Source organism: Halorubrum sp. ARQ200, assembly GCF_005435115.1.
Classification (GTDB): Archaea; Halobacteriota; Halobacteria; order Halobacteriales; family Haloferacaceae; genus Halorubrum; species Halorubrum tropicale.
This window is the reverse complement of the sequence record NZ_SGTZ01000002.1, coordinates 172964-193078: the sequence shown is the minus strand read 5'-3', so window position 1 is coordinate 193078 and position 20115 is coordinate 172964. Positions and strand designations below refer to the sequence as shown.

At 62.6% G+C, this 20115-nt stretch carries 24 protein-coding genes and 1 tRNA gene; 6 read left to right on the top strand and 19 right to left on the bottom strand.

Going from position 1 to position 20115, the window contains the following annotated elements; all coding sequences use genetic code 11:
- Window positions 1–88: 88 nt before the first annotated feature.
- The 5 genes from EXE50_RS04235 to EXE50_RS04225 all read right to left on the bottom strand — a co-directional run bounded on the left by EXE50_RS04235 (window position 89) and on the right by EXE50_RS04225 (window position 2687).
- Window positions 89–862: a DUF429 domain-containing protein gene (locus EXE50_RS04235; RefSeq protein WP_053772732.1), complete on the bottom strand. Its 774-nt coding sequence runs from the start codon at window positions 860–862 to the stop codon at window positions 89–91.
- Window positions 863–1022: 160 nt separating this feature from the next.
- Complete coding sequence (locus EXE50_RS04230) at window positions 1023–2096, bottom strand: site-specific integrase (RefSeq protein WP_137704444.1); 1074 nt, start codon at window positions 2094–2096, stop codon at window positions 1023–1025.
- Window positions 2093–2269, bottom strand: coding sequence for a hypothetical protein (locus EXE50_RS17115; protein WP_158293650.1), 177 nt, complete (start codon window positions 2267–2269; stop codon window positions 2093–2095). Before EXE50_RS17115 ends, EXE50_RS04230 begins: the two co-directional genes overlap by 4 nt.
- Window positions 2266–2436 (bottom strand): hypothetical protein, encoded by a 171-nt coding sequence (locus tag EXE50_RS17110; protein ID WP_158293649.1) that lies wholly within the window; start codon window positions 2434–2436, stop codon window positions 2266–2268. Before EXE50_RS17110 ends, EXE50_RS17115 begins: the two co-directional genes overlap by 4 nt.
- Window positions 2433–2687, bottom strand: coding sequence for a hypothetical protein (locus EXE50_RS04225; protein ID WP_137704443.1), 255 nt, complete (start codon window positions 2685–2687; stop codon window positions 2433–2435). The genes EXE50_RS17110 and EXE50_RS04225 overlap by 4 nt, the downstream gene beginning before the upstream one ends.
- 337 nt (window positions 2688–3024) lie before the next feature.
- On the opposite strand from EXE50_RS04225, the gene EXE50_RS04220 reads away from it, so the two are divergent.
- A complete protein-coding gene (locus EXE50_RS04220; RefSeq protein WP_137704442.1) occupies window positions 3025–3261 on the top strand; it encodes a winged helix-turn-helix domain-containing protein in 237 nt (78 codons plus the stop codon).
- Window positions 3262–3385: 124 nt separating this feature from the next.
- Here EXE50_RS04220 and EXE50_RS04215 read toward each other — a convergent pair whose 3' ends face one another.
- From EXE50_RS04215 to EXE50_RS04185, 7 genes are all read right to left on the bottom strand, one after another.
- Window positions 3386–3874, bottom strand: a complete 489-nt coding sequence (locus EXE50_RS04215; RefSeq protein WP_137704441.1) for a hypothetical protein — start codon at window positions 3872–3874, stop codon at window positions 3386–3388.
- A gap of 102 nt (window positions 3875–3976) precedes the next feature.
- On the bottom strand, window positions 3977–4936 hold the full coding sequence (locus tag EXE50_RS04210; protein ID WP_137704440.1) for a hypothetical protein: 960 nt from the start codon (window positions 4934–4936) through the stop codon (window positions 3977–3979).
- Entirely contained in the window at window positions 4929–5768 is an 840-nt protein-coding gene (locus tag EXE50_RS04205; RefSeq protein WP_137704439.1) for a hypothetical protein, read from the bottom strand. Before EXE50_RS04205 ends, EXE50_RS04210 begins: the two co-directional genes overlap by 8 nt.
- Entirely contained in the window at window positions 5765–6253 is a 489-nt protein-coding gene (locus EXE50_RS04200; RefSeq protein WP_241982627.1) for a hypothetical protein, read from the bottom strand. The genes EXE50_RS04205 and EXE50_RS04200 overlap by 4 nt, the downstream gene beginning before the upstream one ends.
- A 33-nt stretch (window positions 6254–6286) precedes the next feature.
- Window positions 6287–7984 carry a hypothetical protein gene (locus EXE50_RS04195; protein ID WP_241982626.1) on the bottom strand — a complete coding sequence of 566 codons (1698 nt, stop codon included), beginning with the start codon at window positions 7982–7984 and terminating at the stop codon, window positions 6287–6289.
- A 126-nt stretch (window positions 7985–8110) separates the two neighbouring features.
- Window positions 8111–8512, bottom strand: coding sequence for a hypothetical protein (locus EXE50_RS04190; protein ID WP_137704437.1), 402 nt, complete (start codon window positions 8510–8512; stop codon window positions 8111–8113).
- Window positions 8512–8874, bottom strand: a complete 363-nt coding sequence (locus EXE50_RS04185) for a hypothetical protein (RefSeq protein ID WP_137704436.1) — start codon at window positions 8872–8874, stop codon at window positions 8512–8514. The genes EXE50_RS04190 and EXE50_RS04185 overlap by 1 nt, the downstream gene beginning before the upstream one ends.
- 591 nt (window positions 8875–9465) lie before the next feature.
- Between EXE50_RS04185 and EXE50_RS04175 the strand changes: the two genes are divergently transcribed.
- On the top strand, window positions 9466–10185 hold the full coding sequence (locus tag EXE50_RS04175) for a hypothetical protein (RefSeq protein ID WP_137704435.1): 720 nt from the start codon (window positions 9466–9468) through the stop codon (window positions 10183–10185).
- Here EXE50_RS04175 and EXE50_RS04170 read toward each other — a convergent pair.
- On the bottom strand, window positions 10182–10973 hold the full coding sequence (locus EXE50_RS04170) for a DNA methyltransferase (RefSeq protein WP_137704434.1): 792 nt from the start codon (window positions 10971–10973) through the stop codon (window positions 10182–10184). The genes EXE50_RS04175 and EXE50_RS04170 overlap by 4 nt on opposite strands.
- Before the next feature lie 110 nt (window positions 10974–11083).
- Between EXE50_RS04170 and EXE50_RS04165 the strand changes: the two genes are divergently transcribed.
- On the top strand, window positions 11084–11302 hold the full coding sequence (locus EXE50_RS04165; protein WP_137704433.1) for a transcriptional regulator: 219 nt from the start codon (window positions 11084–11086) through the stop codon (window positions 11300–11302).
- A 45-nt stretch (window positions 11303–11347) separates the two neighbouring features.
- Here EXE50_RS04165 and EXE50_RS04160 read toward each other — a convergent pair whose 3' ends face one another.
- The 5 genes from EXE50_RS04160 to pyrF all read right to left on the bottom strand — a co-directional run bounded on the left by EXE50_RS04160 (window position 11348) and on the right by pyrF (window position 16285).
- Window positions 11348–13288: a hypothetical protein gene (locus EXE50_RS04160; RefSeq protein WP_241982625.1), complete on the bottom strand. Its 1941-nt coding sequence runs from the start codon at window positions 13286–13288 to the stop codon at window positions 11348–11350.
- Window positions 13289–13758: 470 nt separating this feature from the next.
- Window positions 13759–13831, bottom strand: a tRNA-Pro gene (locus EXE50_RS04155).
- A gap of 369 nt (window positions 13832–14200) precedes the next feature.
- Window positions 14201–14623, bottom strand: coding sequence for a CHY zinc finger protein (locus EXE50_RS04150; protein WP_137704432.1), 423 nt, complete (start codon window positions 14621–14623; stop codon window positions 14201–14203).
- Complete coding sequence (gene trmY / locus EXE50_RS04145) at window positions 14604–15218, bottom strand: tRNA (pseudouridine(54)-N(1))-methyltransferase TrmY (RefSeq protein ID WP_137704431.1); 615 nt, start codon at window positions 15216–15218, stop codon at window positions 14604–14606. Before trmY ends, EXE50_RS04150 begins: the two co-directional genes overlap by 20 nt.
- 236 nt (window positions 15219–15454) lie before the next feature.
- Complete coding sequence (gene pyrF / locus EXE50_RS04140; protein ID WP_137704430.1) at window positions 15455–16285, bottom strand: orotidine-5'-phosphate decarboxylase; 831 nt, start codon at window positions 16283–16285, stop codon at window positions 15455–15457.
- 158 nt (window positions 16286–16443) lie between these two features.
- Between pyrF and EXE50_RS04135 the strand changes: the two genes are divergently transcribed.
- Complete coding sequence (locus EXE50_RS04135; RefSeq protein WP_137704429.1) at window positions 16444–17706, top strand: MFS transporter; 1263 nt, start codon at window positions 16444–16446, stop codon at window positions 17704–17706.
- Window positions 17707–17731: 25 nt separating this feature from the next.
- Here the strand turns inward: EXE50_RS04135 and EXE50_RS04130 are convergent, their stop codons facing one another.
- Complete coding sequence (locus tag EXE50_RS04130; protein ID WP_137704428.1) at window positions 17732–19036, bottom strand: carboxylate--amine ligase; 1305 nt, start codon at window positions 19034–19036, stop codon at window positions 17732–17734.
- 151 nt (window positions 19037–19187) lie between these two features.
- Here EXE50_RS04130 and EXE50_RS04125 point away from each other — a divergent pair, with 151 nt between their 5' ends.
- Window positions 19188–19745: a DUF5813 family protein gene (locus EXE50_RS04125; RefSeq protein WP_053772726.1), complete on the top strand. Its 558-nt coding sequence runs from the start codon at window positions 19188–19190 to the stop codon at window positions 19743–19745.
- Between the two features lie 39 nt (window positions 19746–19784).
- Window positions 19785–20108, top strand: a complete 324-nt coding sequence (locus tag EXE50_RS04120) for a hypothetical protein (RefSeq protein ID WP_053772725.1) — start codon at window positions 19785–19787, stop codon at window positions 20106–20108.
- The last annotated feature ends 7 nt before the right edge of the window (window positions 20109–20115 follow it).

The following is a 20115-nucleotide window of genomic DNA, read 5'->3' as shown; positions in this document are numbered from 1 at the left end:
ACAGAGGGACTTGAACCTTACCAACGTCTGAATCGGATCTCGCTCGTCTCCCCTGGGTACGTCGGCGGGCCCCGATCCCGGCCGCGCCTCACGCCAGCGGCTCCGCGCTCCAGTACGCCATCCGCATCGGGATCCCCTCGGCGTCGCGGTAGTCGGGGTCGCCCGGCAGGAATCGGAGTTCGTCGGCCGGCCGGCGCGCGACGGCGGCGAGCGCGAGCGCGTCGATCGCGTCGTCGACGGTCGCGTCCGCGGCCTCCGCGAGGTCGGGCGCGTCGTCGGCCAGCCCCCGACAGATCTCCCCGAGCGCGGCGCCCGGCTCGCCGAAGTGGTCGGCGAGCGCGTCCAGCCGCTCGCCGACGCCCGGCGCACCGGTCTTCGAGTGGTCGAGTGGCCGCCCGGCGAGCCCGCGGAAGCACACCTCCGGGTGCGCCTCCATTACCGCCTCGCGCGCCGCCTCGTCCTCTCGAAGGAACGCGTCGACCTCCCCGACCGCCGGCGCGATGTGGTACGACTGCCGGCTCAGTCCCTTGTCGAGGTCTCGTCGGTTCCGCTCGCTTACGGTCTCGTAGTCGCCCCCGTCCGCCGCCGCCTCACACGCGCCCCGAGAGGGGACGGGGAAAACGCTGCTCGGTCGGCCGCTGGCCGACCGCGCGGCCGCGTCGACGGCCTCTCGGGCCGCCAGCGTCTCCGCGTCGTCCGGGAGCCCGATCGGCACGTCGACCAGGATCCGATCGACGCCGTCCGCCCACAGCGCTTCGAGGTCGCGTTCGAGGCGCGCGTCCGGCTCGCCGTCCCCGTCGATCACGACCGCGAGCCACGCGCCGCCCGCCCAGTCGACGCCCGCGACGGTGTCGGTTGGCATTACCGATCGGTTCCGGCTCTGGACACTCAATCGGTTCGGTGCGTCGGAAACCGACGGCCGTCGCTCACCGAGGCGAACGGATGCGGGAGAAGTGGGCCGGCACGACGGCGATCTAGGGCCTTGAGCGGCCCGCTCGGTGGTGTCTATCTGTCGATTCATCTTACTGGGTGGTGAAATCAAGTTCATCGTCGAAATCGAGTTTCTTGAGGTGTTCGCGACGGCTGTCCATCTGGTCGTGATAGCGAGACCACCGCTGGGACTCGGTCGCCCAGTCGTAGTGATCGCGGATGGTCTGAACCGAGGCGTTCACGCGCTGCGCGACGACCTCGGGAGGAATCCCCGCGTTCAGCATCCACGTTACCGCGCCGGTACGAATCCGGTGCGGAGACCGAGACGAAGGGCACTTGCTCGCGTGCTTAATCTCGGTGTAGTCGCAGCTAGTGCGCTCCTTTCCGTGCGGGCAGTCCGAGTGAAGACACGGGAGCGTCGCGACGTACGACCAGGTGCGGATCGTGTTCTCGGTCGGCCGCCCGTATCGGCTCGCGAGGTAGGGCTGCCGATCGTGGTCGTCGTGAACCTCGTACCGCTTCCCGAGGAACTCCCGTAGAACCGTCGCGACCTCGTCGGGGACCGCCACGGCGCGCTCCCCGTGCCGTTTGTTCTTGAGCGGGGTACCCGTCTCCGGGCGGTGATGGAACTCGACGTACCCCTCATCGGGGTACACGTCGTGAACATCGAGCGCCCGGAGGCCGCCCTGTCGCGCGCCGGTGTGCCACGCAAGTTCGAGGAAGGTGTGTTGCCGGGTCGCCCGGTGAACGTCGGAATCTCGATAGTAGTCGAGCAGCGCGAGTGCCGGCTCGGTCGATAAACTCTCCGAGTTCGCGCGGTCGGACGGGTCGAGGTTAGGGACCCGCACCGAATCGGAGAGGTCGTCGACGGCGCCGATCTGTTCCAGGTACTCGGTGAACTTCTGGAGCGTCCACATCTCCCCTTCGAGGGTCGCCGGTGCGACGGCACCGCTGCGCAGCTCGTAATACTCGTCGAGGTCGTAGCCGCGGAGATCATCGACGCGCTCGACGCCGATACCTTCGCACCACTCGACGAACAGCTTCAGCCGGTACTTCCACGATTTGATGCTGGCGTCAGTCGAGTCGGACCGCCGTCGACGAAGGTAGCGGGTGACCGCCTCCCGCGGGGCGAGGTCGCCGGGATCGCGCGAGCGGTCCCGGCTCACAGGTAACCCTCCGGGGCGTCGAGGATCGGATGATCCGGGTGCGCGTCAGCGAAGTGGTCGAGATAGCCCGCGACCTGCCGCGCGTACCGGGTGAACCCGTCCGGCGGCTCGGGGTCGATCCGGGCCTCGCAGACGGGGCAGGTGGAGAGGTCGCGAGCGGTGCGACTGTTCACACCGGCTCACCCCAGTCTTCCGTGAGGTCGGCCCAGCAGTCCGGGCACATCGCGAAGTCTTCGAGCCGGTTACGATCGTCGACGGAGCGAGTCTCGCCTTGAATCCAAACGTGCCGGTCGTCCGGTTCGAACCGGGACCGACAGTCGGCGCAGTAGAGCGTCGTCATCGCGCGCCCCCGTCGAGGTCGTGATCGTACGGTCCGGAGTCCGTGAGCAGCTGGACCCGGTCGCGTTCGAGGAGGGCGTCGGTCTTCTGGTCGCGCAGCTCGTGGAACACGCCGTCGGCGTCGTCGCGGCGCGCGCAGAGCTGGCACCAGAAATGGTGATTCGTCGGTTCCCACGTTCGGTGGCCGCGGGGACAGAGGAACCGCCACCGATCTGCGTCATCTTCGATCCGCACAACTTCCTTTGGAGGCATCACCTCACGCCGACGAGGTGGCGTATAAAAGGGGAAATCCTTGTACGGGGACTGAAAGTGAAACTGAAGCGGAGCGGGTCCGCTGGTTGCTGCGCGATCACGTCCGCCGTGGGGGGATTGAATACCCCCGGCCGTGTTTGCTGACATGGCTTTCGTGGCTGGTTCACGGAAGCCCGTCCGGACCTGCTGTCACCAGCAGCGAGGTCCGGTTTTGATTGAGGTCTTCCGTTAGCTAACCAGTCATATCGAGGCGACTTAGTTGTAACGCTCACACCAGTTGTAAGGTTACACTAAAATAGAGGGTGATAATTAGTAAGAGCAGACGAGATTGGGGTTAATGGCCGGGAGAAAGGAGACGATCAGCGACAAAGAGATCCTTATCATTTTGAAATCAGCGACAGACCCGGTCTTGACTACAAGCGAACTAGCCGATGAGACGGGGTTTTCGCTTAATGGAATCAGAAAGAGATTGTATTCTCTGGAGGAGAAGGGACTGGTTGACGAGAAGAAGGCAGGAAATAGTCCAGTTTGGTGGATAACAGAAGATGGAGCAGATTTTGTAGACGAGAAGTAGCCTGCGCAACCCCCCACAAGGAGGGGTCGCGCAGGCAAGAACGCAGGTTGATACCACCACAGGAGAAGGGTGGGTCGGTTGGTGGGTCGGGCAAAGTGAGAGTGAGTCGAGTCAGGTGATCAAATTAATCCTCGTTATCATTTGACTCGTTGGGAAGCCTCTGGTCGATTCGTTCAGTAGGAGAAAGTTTCTCCACGGCTTCGAATTTTGTAATGGCATCACCGAAATACAGGTCCCAAGACACTACTAACGACAAAAATATTGAAGATAAGAACAAGAACACATGGATATAATCAGTATGGTCCATGTGGAGTATGAGTCCGGTTACTGAAAATATATGAATAACTCCAAGAATTAGATAGAGGGCAAGTAAAGAGAAACCAACCCTTTCAGCAGTAATCACGAAGTAGTCACGGTAGCCGTTTATCTCGCCTAACCCGTTTATGTAGAATAAGCAGAAACTCAAAGAGGGAGGTATAAGTGCGATAGTTGCGAGTGTGATATAAAACACATTACCAGTAGTATGATACAAATAGCCGTGTGCGACTGATGGAAACAATAAAAAGACACGAGATTCCTCACGAAAAACTTCTGGAATATCTCTTACAGACATTATGCTGGATGATCTGAATAAGACTAGTTGTCATAATCAATCTAATGGGAGTTAGGCAAAATCTGTTATTTGTCAATAGCTCATTGTATATCGGATGGTGGATCATTCAGATGGACCCCGATTACGGAGTTCGTTCAGCAGCTCAGGCCAGTCGAGATCCAGAGAGAATAGGTCGGGTTCAAGATTCCAGTTCCACGGAGCGGCGTCGTCCGGGTCGGGTTCCGCGGTCGCGGGTTCGAGGTTCTCGACGGTCCCGCCGAACAGTTGATTCGTCGGCTTGTCGGCGTCAGCGGGCCAGTCGGCGAAGAAATCGACCTCCTTCTTCGAGTGCTTGAAATATGCTGTCGTGAACAGGCGCTTTAGCTCAGGGTGACAGTCCTTCCCCGTGTGGAATACCGTTCCGAAGACGTCGACGTTGATCTTCGCCATCCGCTTCGCCAGCGGAGAGAACTGCGCCGCGACCTCGTAGCTGTTCGTCCGTGCGTCGAAGTGCGTCGACCCCTCGTCGATAAACACGAACTTCGGCCGGTCGCGATGCTCGATACACGTCACCGCCAGGTCGTGCGCGCTCGTGACGACGATGTCCGTCCGGGGCCAGGTGCGCGAGTTCGAGATCACGAGGAGATCGTCGACGGTCGCCGAGCGGAGTTCCGCCAGCAGCGCCATCAGGTTCGTCTTTCCCGTGTTCGGGTTCCCCGCGCCGCCGATGAACGCCGTCGCGTCGTTGTTCGTCATGACCTCGTCGAGCCGCAGCGGGAGCCGCAGCGCAGAGGCGTCGAGGTCCTGTTCAGTTACGCCCACCAGGTGCGAGAGCAGCAGCGAGTTCCCCGAGCGAATCGCTTCGGACGCCTGTCGGGACTGTTGGGTCCGGTCGACGAGCGACAGCAGCTCGGACCGACCCGTGACGTCTGGTTCGATATCGTCGAGGAACACCGAGGCGGGAACGTCCTCGGGGTCGAGCGCGCCCGCGCCGGACGCGAAATCGCGATCCGTTTCGAGGTTGCCGGACAGCTGCTCGGCGAGCTTCGCAGCCGTGAGCATCCCCTCATCGGAGTTACCCATCGACGGACACCTCCGTTTTCTCCGCGTGACCGTTCCGCTCGGTCGCAGGCTCAGGTTCGGAGAAGTCGAACCCGGACTTGTGGTCGAGGTCGTCTAGGTCGGCGTCGTCGACGAGGTCGGAAAGGTCCTGATTGTCCGAATCGGCCAGTCCGAACTCTTCGAGTTCCTGGTCGATGGCGCGCTCGATACCCGAGCCGGAGTCGGGCAGCGAGCCGTCTTCGAACAGTTCGACGACACGCTCGACCGTGTTCCGGGTGGCCCGGCGAACCACGACGAACGCGGAGGTTTCGAGGATAAAACCACGCTGGGCGTCCTCCTGGAGCTGGCCACGACACTCGTGAACAGCACGGAGAGCGCGGGTGAGTTCTCGGTCGTCGAGCGTGCCGCGCCAGGTGCCGACGACGGTCATGTCTTCGAGGTCGACCTGTTTCCCGACGTAGAGGTTCGGGGAGAGCTGCGTGAGTTCGTACGTCGAATTGATGAAGTCCTCCTCGTCGAGTACATCCATCTCGCGGAAGTCGTCGGGCGGGAGTCGGTAGATACCACCCTCCAGCACGCGGGCGTCGAGGTCGATCAACCAGACGAACGAAGGATTGTAGAGCCAGCTGACGACCTTCGATCCGGTCATCCAGCCGAGCGGTGTCACGAGCAACGCGGCTACACCAGCGATGTACCAGAAGCGCGGAATCGAAATGTCGAACCCGGCGACCATCGCGACGATCGCGGCGGCGATGGAAAGCACGACGAGCTGGGGAGCGCGTGCCCGGAGCCAATCGAGCAGGTCGAGGTGCGCGGGCTGTTCGTCCTCGGTGGCGGGGTTCGTGGCGTTCATGCTATCCTCTCTGCCTCTTCCGATTTGCCGTAGACGCGCCGAGCAACGAGGTACAGGGTAGTGAGCGCAACACCGAGCGCGCCGCCGACTCCGGCGGCTTGCGTATCGCTCGCGGTGAACGGCCCGGCGACGATCGTCGACGAGGTTTCAAGCGGGACGCCGTAGAGCGTGGTTCCGTCGTCGATCGTGACGCCAGCGGCGCCGTTGGCGGGGTCGACCGCGAAGCGGATCGTCGTGCGCCCGTCGACGACGAACGAGCGACGGTTCAGTTCTCGCGGTTCGGTCAGGGCGACGGCCTCGGTAACTGTGATGCGCTCGCGCCGGTCGGCGTCAAGGACGATCACCGCGGCGGAGCCGTCGTAGTCAGCCGAGCAGAGCGAGATGTACTCGGTGACGTACTCGCCGCAGGTCTCCGTCGAGTTCTCAGCCGTCGCGTTCGGAGCGTCCTGTGCGGCGACAGCGCCGGACAGAGACGCGACTACCACGACGGCGATGAGTAAAAATCGAGAGAACATGGGTTAGTCCGAGAGCGCGAGGAAGCCGACGATCGCGGCGATCCCGACGCCGACGATCTCTCCCGGTAACCCGAACATGTCGAGCGCGCCGAGGTCGAGGCCGCCGCCGTTGTTTTGGCTCGCCTCGTACTTCTCGACCAGTTCTTGATTCTGTTGTTCGAGAGAGTTCCACTCTTCCTGCGTGATGTAGTTCGAGTCGGTCTGGGGTTCAGACGACTCGAACGAGGCAGACTGTGCTTCCTCGCCAGTTTTGGTGTTCTCGAACTTGTCGACCGTGAACGTCGCTTCGAGGTTCAGCGTCTCCATGTTCGTCTCCGTGGTGTTGGCGCGGTAGCGAGCGTCCGTGACCTCGGTGATGGTAGTTTCGAGGTCGTCGGCAGCGTCGTAGTACCACGTCCCACTTCCGGTCGCGGTCCAGTCGGTTGCGTTGACGGCCACGGTCTCGTTCGCGGCTGTCGTCACCTCAACAGCGGTTCCCTCGTAAGGTTCCGAGGTGAGCGTGATGTTCCCACCGTCGACGCCGGACTCATACGCGGACCAGTCGCCTTCGAGCAGCGAGGTGTCCGTGGTGAAGTACACGTCGCCGTTGAAGGTCGTCGGGTCGTAAGTCTCGCCAGTTTCGATCGGGCCGTCAGACTCATCGGTGAGTCCGAACGTCCCACGGAGCGTAGCCCCGGAGTCGCTGAAGGTGATCGTCGCCTCGCGTTCAACGTCGACGGAGATGTTCAGCGCGGCGAGGTCAGCGATCGCTTGCGCAGTACCTTCTTCATCGGACATCATCGCCGCGCGTTCGCGAGGTGTGACGAGTTCGGAGATCTCGATCGAGCCGGACTGAACGTCGCCGTAGACGTTCGTCACCCACGTCGAGATACCGTTACGGACATCGGTAAACGTGGTATCCATCTCGTCGTACAGAGGCTTCCATTCGGCGGCGTTGAGGTAGATGAAGTCTCCATCAACTTGGCTCAGGGACAAGTGGACAGCCTTCTTTCCCTCAGAGATTTGGTTCGGAACGTGTTCCGTGGCGGTAAACGGGGAAAGCGTGGCCTGCCAGTCGTCGTACCAGTGGATGGAAATCTCCTTGACAGGAAGGTCCGTCCCGTCGGGCAGGGTGTTGCTCACATCGGAGACAGAGAGGTCCTGCGAACGCATCTCCATGCTGATATCGTAGCTGTTGAGCAGGTCGCCTTCGCCCATGTCAGGGTGATCGACAGCCGACTGAAGCAGCGCCTGAAGCTCGTTGACCGACTCATTCCACGACTTGAGGAAGTTCCCCTTGACGGTGGATTCGTACGAGTCAATCGCGGCGTTCGCCGCGGACAAAACCTCACTCTCCGAGACGCCAGCGTTCAGCTGCTCGATGGCAGCCACCTTGGCATCGGTGTACGCGGTATTCTTGACGCCGTCGAGGATGTTCTGATTGTCGACGATCGTACTCTGGTTGTTAGAGCGCCGCGTTTTGACGGCTTGATAGATTTGCTGTTCAAGAGCGTCAGCGGTCAAACCCTCCGCCGGTGGGTCGGAGCCGACAATCTCGAACTCGCGGAGCGCCCAGCCGAGGGCGGCTGAGGCGCCGATCGCGCCGACGCCGATCAGCGGGGCGATCGCTTCGGCCTCGCGAGTAAAGCCGTAGTCCGATCCGAGGGCGACAGCGCCAGCGGCAGACCCGCCGAGACCCTTCATGAAGGTGCGGCGGCCCACACGAGAACGAGACCGAGCAGGAGCGTCGTCAGCGCCCACGCGGTCCCCAGCAGCAGGGCGGTCAGAGGCGTTACAGCTAGTCGATGTGTCATGGTTTGAACTCATAAGGTGAGGTGCGAGGGCAGTTTACCGAACAGCGACGCCCCACGCGACGACCGTCGCAAGGAACGCGACGATCGGGCCGAGGTTGCTGCTCGTGTTGATGAGGTCAGCGAGCTGGGGAACGTACTGGTAGCCGACGATGACAAGGGGACCGACAGCGATCGCGACCTGTTCCCACTGCTCGTACGATTCGAACTGTTTGGTCTCGCTGCTCGCGAAGGCGATCGCGTACGCAGCCAGCGAGATGAACGTGGCGTGCTGGGCGGTGAGCGTGTAGTCGATCCAGGTGAGCATCACCTCGGAAATCCCACCGAACTGGTAGAGTCCAGCGAGAACGAACACGACGCTCAGGAGCGCCGGGAGCGTTCGCAGGTGGGTGTAGTCCGAGAGGGCGTCACCCATCGAGTTCGAGTACGACGACGCCATCAGTCACCACCCGGGAACGCGACCATCGTCGGGTTGTAGTCGTGGGTCGAGCCGTCGTCGCGTTCCAGCGTCACCTCGTCGGTGTCCATCGCGACCCAGATCTGTTCGCCCACCTCGATGCGGTCCTGCGCAGCTGCGCGCTTGACCTCGTCCTTCGCGAAGTAGCGAACGACTCCGCGACTCTCGTCCTTGATCTTCAAGCGGTACCAAGGGCCGTACTCACCCTCTCCTTCGGTGAGGTCGAGTACGAGTCCCTCCAGCACGTCACCGGGACCGAGTTCCACGGTGGGTAAATCGGACTCCGGCGACTCTCCTTCGAACTGTTCGTAACCGTCAGGCGGCGTCGGTCTTTCAGTCGACATCTCCAACTGTTAGTGGTCAGAGAAGTCATATATAGTATCAGGCTAGGCTTGGTGAAAGTAGTTAGACAGCGGAGGGATCACCTCTCACTGAGATGAACCCTACAGCGGGCGTCATTCGTCTCGATCCATAGCAGGATTGGAGACGTGATAGTCCTCGACGATTAGGAGACGATCGACGACCCCAGGGTCAGTTATTCCGTCCTCGACGAACCGAGCGGCAACAGTCCTCAGGTCGTGTCTCGCGACCTCGGTACGGGCGTCGCGGAACACCTCACCTTGAGCGAGGTCGTGCCGGAGGCGAGTATTCGGATAGCACAAGTAATCCGTAAAATTATCGCCTCTGGCACTCTCTGAAGAGATGATCTCAATCCGGTCGCGATCAATATGAGGGACTCACAGGGCAGACCATATTTAAGAGACACCATCCAATCAATTCTGGATTTAAACGACTTACTTCCTATTTGATGTATATCGGTGTCCTGTGATAGGCAGTATCAACTCCACTGATCACCGGAATTGCTGCTGGTTGATTTTAGAAGAAGTCACTCAACTCGCAGATAGGAGATCTACTGAAAGAGGTCAGTCCATCTAATGTCTGATAATAATCCTGATTTTATTGACTATTGGAATGCTTGGGGGTTAAGTCCAGATGAGTTTAACGAAATTTTCAATAACAATGAGAACGTGTATTCTGCCCTGTTCGGATATTTGAGCGAAAAAAGAGTTACTGAAAGATATTTCAGAAACAACGAAAAAATAACGAATCTACAAAGTCCTCGGGACCATGATACTTCAAAGAAAGGAGACATCATATTTGATTATAAGGGTGAAGAAATCATTATTGAGGTCAAATCTCTGGATACACAACCTGGCGACATTCAGATAACAGACGATATGAATGGCGAGCGCAAGTACATGGGTACCGTTCAGATGCGAGAAAGTGATTATATAGAACGGACACTTCAAACAGGAGAGACAATTGAAACATCGTTAATTGAAATTGGTCTGTTTGACATACTGGCGGTAAACATGTTTGAGTACTTCGACGAGTACAAATTCATGTTCGCAAGAAGTGAAGATCTAACTCGGTCGGACGTACATCCGCGTCTCATAGCTAGTAGTCCAGAAGCTAAGTATCCACCAGAAATTAACGAACACGTAGATTATAGGGAGAATCCATTCGAATTAATTGAAGAAATAATTGAGGAAAGGAATAGAGGTGGCAAAAAAGGTGAGAACCAGGATGAAAGAGAACAAGACCAGTCAGAATTGAAATCTGAAGATACTAGTCTCCAAGATTTCACCGACTAATCATCGTATAGCACGTTTACAGGATCGTTTGTATTCATTTCGTACACCAAAAAGTAAGAATGGTTCTTCCGAGCGTGTACTTGATTATTCATTCCGGATACAGCAGGTTTGCCCAATCGAACAACAACAAACAGATCCTTCGTGTATAAATCAAGTTCTTTCTCATAGAAGTTCGTTATCTGAATGTGAGTGAGTTCTTGGGTATTTGAACTCACTTCGTCTTGTGTCTTCACGATCAATGTACCGTCCTCCTTCAGTACTCTATGTGCCTCAATACCTGCTTCCCAGTAGAGGTCAAGTACTGCCTGATGATATTTTGATCCTTTCGTGTCCAGGACTTCTCCATTACTATATGCTTTCCTAAATCTGTCGTGTTCCTCATCTCCAGTCGCTAGCATATCCTTATTTTGTCTGAAAAATCCCTCTCTGTAAGGTGGATCCAGAACGATAGCATCCAGACTATTATCCTCGTATGGAAGATCGCGGCAGTCAACTGGGTATCCAGATGGTGACTTTCCTGGGTCTAAATCCGAGGCATATACTTCATAATCGTTTAGGTTTACATTTGTCCAAAAATTACCTTTTCCATATGTGACATCGGCTATGGTGGACCCTTTTTCAACATGTAAGTCAAGGGTCCGTGGGAGGACATCATCATTTCGAGAAACGTAAGCTGATAGAATGAGATCTTCCTCGGCTAATTTTTCTTGAAAACTCTCATTTTGAATTCGAAACTCTTGCTTGTCTACTTCAGAGAAATCGGTGACCAGCTCTACTGATTCACTCATTCCTACTCTATGGAAGAGGGAGCGTCTAATAAATATATCCATTCAATCCGGGGTTGAACGGATGGGGTCTCTTTGGTTTTTAATATCAGGTCATTTTAGCTCCTAAAGGGATGGACGATCGCGACGAAGAAGGAAAATTTAATCAGCAATATAGTGACGAGGAATTCTTATCGGCAATAGGCAGTCTTTCTATAGCGAGTACCCAAAGTGTTGCTGATGAAGTGGGCTGTTCGTATGACCTTGCGTATCGTCGCCTCCATGATTTGAAAAATAAAGAAAAGATAGATTATGAGGTGGTTGGACAAGCTTTCATTTGGTCTATCCGATAATAATTTCCACAAATATTGTGTCTAATAGATATAGTCCTGAAATGTTTAATTATTCAGATTAATATCGGGGAGAGTCATACATAAACGCGGCTTGTCTCTCGACATCTGAGGATTAGACACATGATAGTCTTCAACAATTAGGAGTCGATTAGCAATTTCTGGATCAGTAATACCAATATCAATGAACCCTCTCGCGATAGTTTGAGGATTGTGGGAAGCAATTTTTGTCTGACTGTTTCGAAAAATTTCTCCCTGTGCGAGGTCGTTACTAAGGCGAGTGTTTTCAACAAGATTTTGAACGGGAAGCTTCAGCTGAACCATATCAACACCTCCACCACCGGGCTGGTGTTCGTTGCCTTCGGCGTCGACGATCGCTTTCAGTTCGTAGCCGAACACGGGTTCCGTTGAGCGACGATCGAACGCCTCGGAGTCGGGTTCCATCTCACCATCTAGAATCTGACCGACGAACTCCCGGTGTGACGGGTCGATGTTCAGATGAGCCAGTATCGAGGGCAGAGACACGTCTTTACCGTGTACGTCAAGATAGTCGTGAACCCGGTCGCGTATCAACGTCTTTCGGGGGGATTCTCCGTAGGCCCATGCGCTGTCGGCACTGGGCCACCGCTCGGCGAGTGATCGGTCCTGTTCCGGTTCCGGCGGCGGAGCAGCTGCGTCAGCGGCCCAACGAAGATCGTCGTCGAGCGCAGATTCTGTCTCAGGCGGTCCGTCGAGCTGATCCTGGTCGACAGTCCACGGTGAGCCACAGCAGGAGCAGACGACATCGGCACCGCGGCCGTCGTCCCAACGGATGCGCTCGCCGTGCGCGTCAACCTGTCCGGACTCTTCGTTCTCCGCGCGCTGTTCGCACCGATCGGCACGAATGGCCTGATTCACGGTCTGCGAGCGGGTGGTCCGCTGGCGGGCGGCCGACCAGTAGACCGCTCCCCACGCGATATACTCGATCGGCTTGTCTAGCAGGTCCTCAGTGTAGCCGCCCATGTACGCAGCGAGGTAGGAACCGAGGTTCCCGACGTCTGCGTTCATCGAGATACAGCCGTCGTCTTCCAGGAGGTAGTCGTCGATGGCGTCGTAGTTGTGCGCCGACCAGCCGGCTGGGTCGCAGACCTCTAGGTGCTTGTCGATCACCCGTTCGAACTCAGAAGCGACCGGGCGGAGATCTCCGAACCCGGCTCCGTCGAAGTAGACGCCGACGTGAATATGAGTGTAGCAGGCATTGAGGCCAGCGTCTTTGTCGGGGTCCGCAGCGGTTCCCATTCCGTGCGGTTCCGCTTGGAGCCAGTAGCCCCACTGTTCGGAGTCGAGGTCGAGGTGATACTCCATCACGTTCCGGAGCGTGTCGCGAACGCCGCCGTAGCTGAACGAGTCGTGTATCGCGTCCATCTGTTCGACGGGCGGGAGTCGGTCGTCGTCAGGGACCGACGAGGCGGTCAGGGTGAGCATCACAGTCACCGGGTCATCCCACGCGGGAGCGGCTTCGCCACCGGACGGACGCTTTCCGCCGGACATCTGTCGCTGGAGCGCGCGAGCCCGCGCGTACTGCTTCTTGCTGTACTCTTTCCCCCACGCGTCAGCAAGCGGTACGTCGAATTCGTCACCTGACTCGCGGTCCTCGAAACGGGCCATCATCCCATCGTACTCATGATGAGCGCGCAGGAAGGCGTGAATCGCGTCGAGCCACGTCCCGGCCGAACGGGAGCGAAGCGAGTCAACGGCGAACGAATCTTCGAGCGGGTGGTCGGGGTCGACGAACTCCTGTTCCCAGTCGGCTTCGGTGACGATGCGGCGGAGCTTTCGACCGTGCGACTCCGAAAGCGGGAGGTCGGCGAGGTGTGGGTACTCAGTCGCAAACTCGCTCACCCGTTCGACGATCGGATCGGCGTCCTCCTCTAATCCGGTGAGAGAAGCCGTTACAGAGTTAGTCTTCTTGGAAGGCCAAGACGCGGCCGGCTCGTCGGGCGCGCTCATCGCTCACCTCCGAGCGTGCGCGACAGCGACCGCTCCGCGACCACACCGCCACTCGTTTGGCGGCCTTCGGCCGCCTGTGCGCGGTCGGCGGCGCTCGGACCGGGTCCGCCGGTCCTCGCGCACCACAAGGTCGCCGACCGCTTGGAGAGACTGACGAGGGTCGGGTCGAGGGGGCGAACGAGATCGTGCCGGAGCCGTGGGGAGGTGGACCGGCGCGCAGCTGGCCGGCTCACTTCTCGTCGGGATTCGAGAGCTCGCTGGGACGCGCGGGACAGTCCAGGGCGTGGCCGTACTCGACGCCGCTCGACGAGTTACGAGTACACCGCTGGTTACAGAGCCCGCACCAGAACTCGCCCGGACCGTCAGCAGAGAGGGTAGTCCCGGTTGAGCCGTCGGAAAGGCTCACAGAGACCACCCCGTAGAGACGCTAAGACCTGTCAGTAGAGGCTGGAAAAAGTATAAGGGGGTAGTGGGCCGGCACGAATTTGAATCGTGGTTACGGCCACCCGAAGGCCGAAGGATACCAAGCTACCCCACCGGCCCGCACTCGACAGAAGGCCGCTCGTTCTTTTAATCCTTCCGAAAGGGGGGCGATCAGTGAGACACTGATGGAACGCGAATCGGGGAGGAACGAGCAAATTGATAGCAGCCGCCGACACCTCCAAAGCCCCAGCCTCGAGGCCACAGTACGCTCGTTGCGCGCTTCAGTCTCTCACTCCGTGCTCCTTCCAGTGCTTCCATCGCCGACTGTGGCCTCGCGGCTACCCGTTTGAGTCGCGCCCAAGACGGCACCGCACCTCACGCCTCCCCGGCCTCGCGGTTCGCGCTCTCCGAGCGCTCGCCGCTCCCTCGCGCGTGCTCACTCGCGGCCGCTGAGGGCGGCCACTCGCAGGCACGCGCTGCCGCCCCGCGTCATCGATATAAATCGTCGTCGCCGTCCTCGTCGTGCGGACCCTCGCCCTCGAAGTACCGGTCCCGGTGCTTCCGACAGCCCGGGTTGAACGCGGCGCCGCAGACGGGGCAGGCGTCTTCGCCGGCGTTGAGGTATTCACGGGCGGTGAGCGTCGTCCGGCAGACGCCGCACAGCACCGCCGATTCATCGAAGCGCTCGCGGGGCCACGGGACCGCCTCGTGGTCGGTCGCCGCGTCGTGGCAGGCGTCGCAGGGGTAGTACGCCTCACAGCAGCCGAACCGGAGCGCGATCACGTCCACGGGGTCGTCCCAGTGCGCGCAGCGCGTCTCGGGGTCGACGTCGATTCCGCGGAGGGGGACCTCGAAGCGCGGGTCGGCGTCGGGCGCCGTCGTCGTCTCGCGGTCAGTACTCGGCGTAGCCATCGGTGTCGAGCCAGTTATGAACCACCGTGACCGTGTGGTCGGCGTGGAGCAGTTCGGGACCGACGCGCAGCTGCCGCTCGGCGCGTTCGGCGACCGCCTCCGCCTCGTCGGGCGCGAAGTCGTGGTGGTCCGAGAGCACGAACACGGGATCGCTCGGCGGCTCCGCGTCGACGAGCGGGTCGCCGTCCTCGTGGAGCTGGACGAGGGTCCCGTCGGGACCGCGGCCGTCGTCGCCGACGAGCCGGTCGAGGGTCGCTTCGAGTCCCATCCGGCGGAGTTCGACGCCGGGAGAGACGTCCGCGGGCATGTGCCCGATGGCGTCCGCCTTCGCGTCGAGCGCGTCGCGGATCCGCGCGGCGACGTTGCGCTCGTCGGGGTGGAGGTGGCGGACCGTGTCGGCGTCGACGGTGACGGCGAACTCGTCGGCGATCACGAGGTGGACCCGGACCGACTCGCGGATGCCGTGCGAGAGGAAGAGGCCCGCGCTCACGCACCGACAGAGGAGGTCGAGCCGCCCGGCCCCGGGGATGTCGGACAGCGAGATCGCGTCGGGGTCGGTGGGCACGTCGCGGCCGATGACGACGAACTGGCGCATGTGCGGGGCTCGCCCCCGATCCTGATAAGCCGTGCGACCCAACCGCCGCCGTGAGCCTCACCGGACTCTGCCAGGTCTGCGAGGCGGCGACCGCGAGTCACGCCTGCGACCGCTGCGGGCGCGCCGTCTGCGACGACCACTGGAACGAGACCGCCCGCGTTTGCTCGGGCTGCGCCGCCGGACGAGGGTAGCGCCGGCTGAGCCGACGCCCGCCGGAACGCCTCGCCGTCGGTGACCTATCGGTGGCGGTTCAGTCGCTTCTTGAGCCGCTTGGCCGCGTCGCCCGCGGCGCCGAAGTACGTCGCCTCGTCGTCGGGGCGGCTCGACTCCTCGCCGGCGAAGATGATGCCGCGCGAGGAGTTCACGAGCCCGACGTCGACCGGGAGGTCGGGCCGGGACGCGAGCCCGTGTTCGACCGCGGCCTCCGCGTCGCCGCCCTGCGCGCCGACGCCGGGCACGAGGAACGGGACCTCGGGCACGATCTCGCGGACCGTCTCCAGCTCGTCGGGCGTCGTCGCGCCCACGACCAAGCCGACGTTGCCGTTCGCGTTCCAGGTGTCCGCGAGCGCGGCGACGCGCTCGTAGAGCGGCTCGCCGAAGGCGAGTTCGAGGTCTTGGAGGTCGGCCCCGCCGGGGTTCGACGTGCGACAGAGCGCGAACACGCCCTTGTCCGCGCGGTCGAGGAACGGCTGGAGCGAGTCGCGGCCGAGGTACGGGTTCACCGTGATCGCGTCGACGTGGTCGAGGATCCCGGCGTACTGGCGCGCGGTGTTCCCGATGTCGCCGCGCTTCGCGTCGAGCAGGACGGGGACGCCCTTCCCCTCGGCGTACGCCGCGGTCTCGCGGAGCGCGCGCCAGCCCTCCGGGTCCTCGTAGAAGGCCGCGTTCGGCTTGTAGCAGGCGGCGTGCTCGTGGGTCGCGTCGATGATCCGGCGGTTGAACGCCCACCGCGGGAGGTCGGCGTCGGTCACGGTCTCGGGGAGTCGGCTCGGGTCGGGGTCGAGCCCGACCGACACGACGCTGTCGACCGCGTCGATCCGGTCCGCGAGCGTCTCGAAGAAGCCCATACGCGCCCTGCGTCGGCGGGCGCACTAACCGTTGTGTTCCGCGGCCGCGGCCCGGGGCGCGCGCGAGCGTCCCCGCCGGCCGGGCCGACGTATGTGCCGACCCGGGGCCGCCGTAATAACAGGATACACCGGTCGGCCCCTCGTCGGTCGCCACACGTATGGCCGGTCGCACGGGCGGTAGGCTCGGGACGGCGGTCTCCGGACCCATCGTCAAGTACTACGTCTACAAGGCGACGAAGTCGGTCGAGTTCTACCGGCCGATCATGTACCTCTTCTTCCTGGCGCAGGGGCTCTCGTTCACGCAGATCGCCGTCCTGGAGGCGCTGTACAACCTGACGACCGTGCTCGGCGAGATCCCGACCGGATACGTCGGCGACCGCGTCGGGCGGCGAAACAGCCTCCTCATCGGGACGGCGCTCATCTCCGCGACGCTCCTCGGCATCGGCCTGTCGGACTCGTTCCTCCCGCTGGCGGGGCTGTACGTCTGCTGGTCGCTGGGCTACAACTTCCGCTCCGGAAGCGAGGACGCGTGGCTCTACGACACGCTCACCGACGACCTCTCCGAGGACGAGTTCGCGCGCGTTCGGGGGCGCGGCGAGTCCGCGGCGCTGGCCGCCGGCGCCGTCGCGGCGGTCCTCGGCGGGTACCTCGGCGGCGTCGACCTCTCGTACCCGTGGTTCGTCGCGGCCGGCGTGACGAGCCTCGGCGTCGCGGTGCTCCTCACCCTCGACGAACCGGAGACGTACAAGGAGGCCGACGCGGACGACCTGACCCTCCGCCGGACCGTCGGCATCGTGCGGGAGGTGCTCTCGCGCCGTCGGATGCGCTCGTTCCTGCTGTACTACTACGTCCTGTACGCCGCCGTCACGTACCTCGCGTTCGTCTTCCTCCAGCCGGTGTTCGAGACCGTCGTCCTCGACCTCGGGGTGGCGCGGTCGCGGGTCGAACCCCTCCTCGGGTGGTTCTACGCGGCGTACAGCCTCGTCGGCGCGGTCCTCACCTACTACACGGGGGCGATACGGGACCGGATCGGGCTGCGGGCGTGGTTCCTCGCGCTCCCGTTCGCCGTCGGCGGCGCGCTGCTCGGAATGTACTTCGTCCCGGTGCTCGCGCTCCCGACGTTCCTCCTGATTCGGGGGGTGTCGGACGTCACGCGGTCGTTCGCCGGGCAGTACGTCAACGACCGCGCGGAGACGCTCGGCCGCGCCACCGTCCTGAGCGCGATGGCGATGGTGAGCGGGCTCGCGGTCGTCCCATTCCAACTCGGCAGCGGCGTCATCTCCGACGCCGTCTCGCCGCTGTTCGCGCTCGGCGTCGGCGGCGGCGTCCTCGTCGTCGGGGCGACGGCCGCCCTCCTCTGGCGGGTCCCGGTCGGCGACGAGCCGGCCGACGGCTCGGGTGGTGAACGCCCGGACGGCTGAGGCGCTCGCTCGGCGCCGCCGCCCGCTAACAGGAGCAGTAGTACTCGCGGTCGGCGAACTCCGTCTCGAACAGCGTCGCCGCCGGACCCGGGTCGGAAGGCCGGTACACGCCGGTCGTCAGGTCCCCCTCGCGCTCGAACGCGCCGGAGACGAGCCGGCGCCAGTCGGCCGCCGACAGCTGGTCCCAGAAGGCGTCGTCGCCCGCCAAAAGCGAGAGGTAGTCGCGGAGGTACACCCACCGCGTCGGCTCGACGCCGTCGGACTCGTAGGTCGCGTCCGTGACAGCGGCGTAGGCGGCCATCGGGAGGTTCGCGCCCGCGGCGACCGGCATCGAGATCCACTTCCACGGACGGGTGTTGACGTCGAGCAGCAGGAACTCCTCGCGGTCGGCGTCGTAGACGAACTCCGACTCGCTGATCCCGTGGTACCCCGCGTCGCCGAGGACGGCGAGCGCGCGCTCCTCGATGGCGGGCTCGTCGGCCGTCTCCACGAGACAGGAGGTGCCGAAGTTGCGCGGGTACCGAACCGCGGCGTTGCCGACGACCGCGAGCGTGTCGCCGCTCCCGGACGGCGGGACGTAGGAGGCGAGCGAGTGGTCGCGCCCCGCCGCGATGTCGACTCGCTTCTGGGCCATCACCGCGATCCCCTCGTCGCTCGCGGCCGCGACGACGTCCGCGAACTCCCCGCGGTCCGCGACCTCGATCACGTTGGTGCCGAACGCCTCCTCGAAGTCGCGCTTGAGCTCGGGTTTCACCACCAGCGGGAAGCCGAGCGCGTCGGCCGCTTCCTCGACCGTCGCGTCGGGCTCGCGCGTCGCCGCCGCCGCGGTCTCCGCCAGCCGGTACGTCTCCGGGTAGGGGACGCCGAGCGCCTCGCAGGTCGCGTACAGCTCCGACTTGTTCAACACGTCGTCGAGCGTCTCGCTGCCGGCGAACGGGAGCCGGACGCCGTCGGGATCGGCCTCGGCGTACGACAGCGCCCACTCGTCCATACAGCCGAACGCGACCGCCTCGGTGCCCGCGGCGTCGACGACCGCCTCCACGTCCTCGCGGAACCCGTCGAGGTCGTCGAGCGGGTACGTCACCGCCCCGGCGTAGTCGACCGCGTCGGACGGCGGCGCGAGCCCGTCGTGGGCGACGGCTCCGGCGTCGGCTCCCGCGTCGCCGCCCGCCCGGTCGAGCGCGATCACGGGCACGTCGTGGGCGTCGAGCGCGCGAGCGACGCCGAGCCCGGTGATGTGCGCGTTGCTGACGAGCGCCGGCGGCCGGTCGAACTCGGCGCCCGCGAGCGCGTCGATCAGTCCCTCCGTGGACCGGAACGTGTCTGCCATACCCCGCCTCGTCGGCGGACGCACAAAAGGGTCCCACGTGCCGGCCCGGAGTGCCCGTATCGAGGACGGAGCGGGGATCGTCCGCGTCGGCGGTCGCGGTTCGCGCGGGCGACGCGAGCGGCTTTTCAGGGCGCGTCGCCTCCGGATCGGTATGACCGAAACCGAAGACGAGGCCGACGCCGAGCGCGTCGACGACGCCGACGACGCCGCCACGGCCGACGAGCTCCCCGACCGGGTCCGGCGCGCGTTCGCGGACCACGGCTCGTTCGAGCGCGAGGGCGACGTCTGGGTCTCGACGACCACCGCGTTCGACGGCCGCGTCTGCGCCGAGCCGGCGGCTGAGGGACGGATCGCGTTCGCGGTCACCGTCCGCGTGCCGACGCTGTCGGCCGTCACCGCCGACGAGGTGGCCGACGTGGTCGAGGACGGCTGGGCCGACACGTTCGAGCGCCGCGCGGTCGACGTGGGCGGCGTCACCCGGACGGACCGCGAGTTCGACCCCGTCGTCGAGCGCGAGGGCGACGAGATAACGGTCGCCTACGAGTTCGTCGACGTCAACGAGCGCCGCGGCGTCGACGACGCGGGCGCGCTGATCGACTTCGTCGAGGGGACGTACGTCCAGGGCGTCATCCCGGGCTACGAGTACACGGCGCCCGTCTCGGACCTGCTCTCGGCCGCGCGGCAGCAGGGCGGCGGCGGTCCCGTCTGAGGCCGATAGGGGGAAGTGTCGGCGGCCCGTACGACGACCATGCTCGCGCTGTTCGGGTTCGGCAGCCTCCTCGCCTTGGTGGCGTTCCACACGTTCCTCGCCGGGGTCGCGACCCGGTTCTTCCGGATTCAGCTCTCCACGTCGTGGGGATCCGTCCTCTACACGCTCGTGTTGACTCCCCTGCTCCTGCTCGTCTCCACGCTCGTGTTTACCGGCGCGCTCGGCGTGGGAACCGGGATCGACGTGGGGAGTTCGACGATCCTGTTGGCGCTCCTGATCGCGCTCCCCTTGGCGCTCGGGGTCGCCATCGACTACCTCTACGTCCCGTCGCCCGACGACTACGAACTGCCGGACACGCGCTGACGGCGAC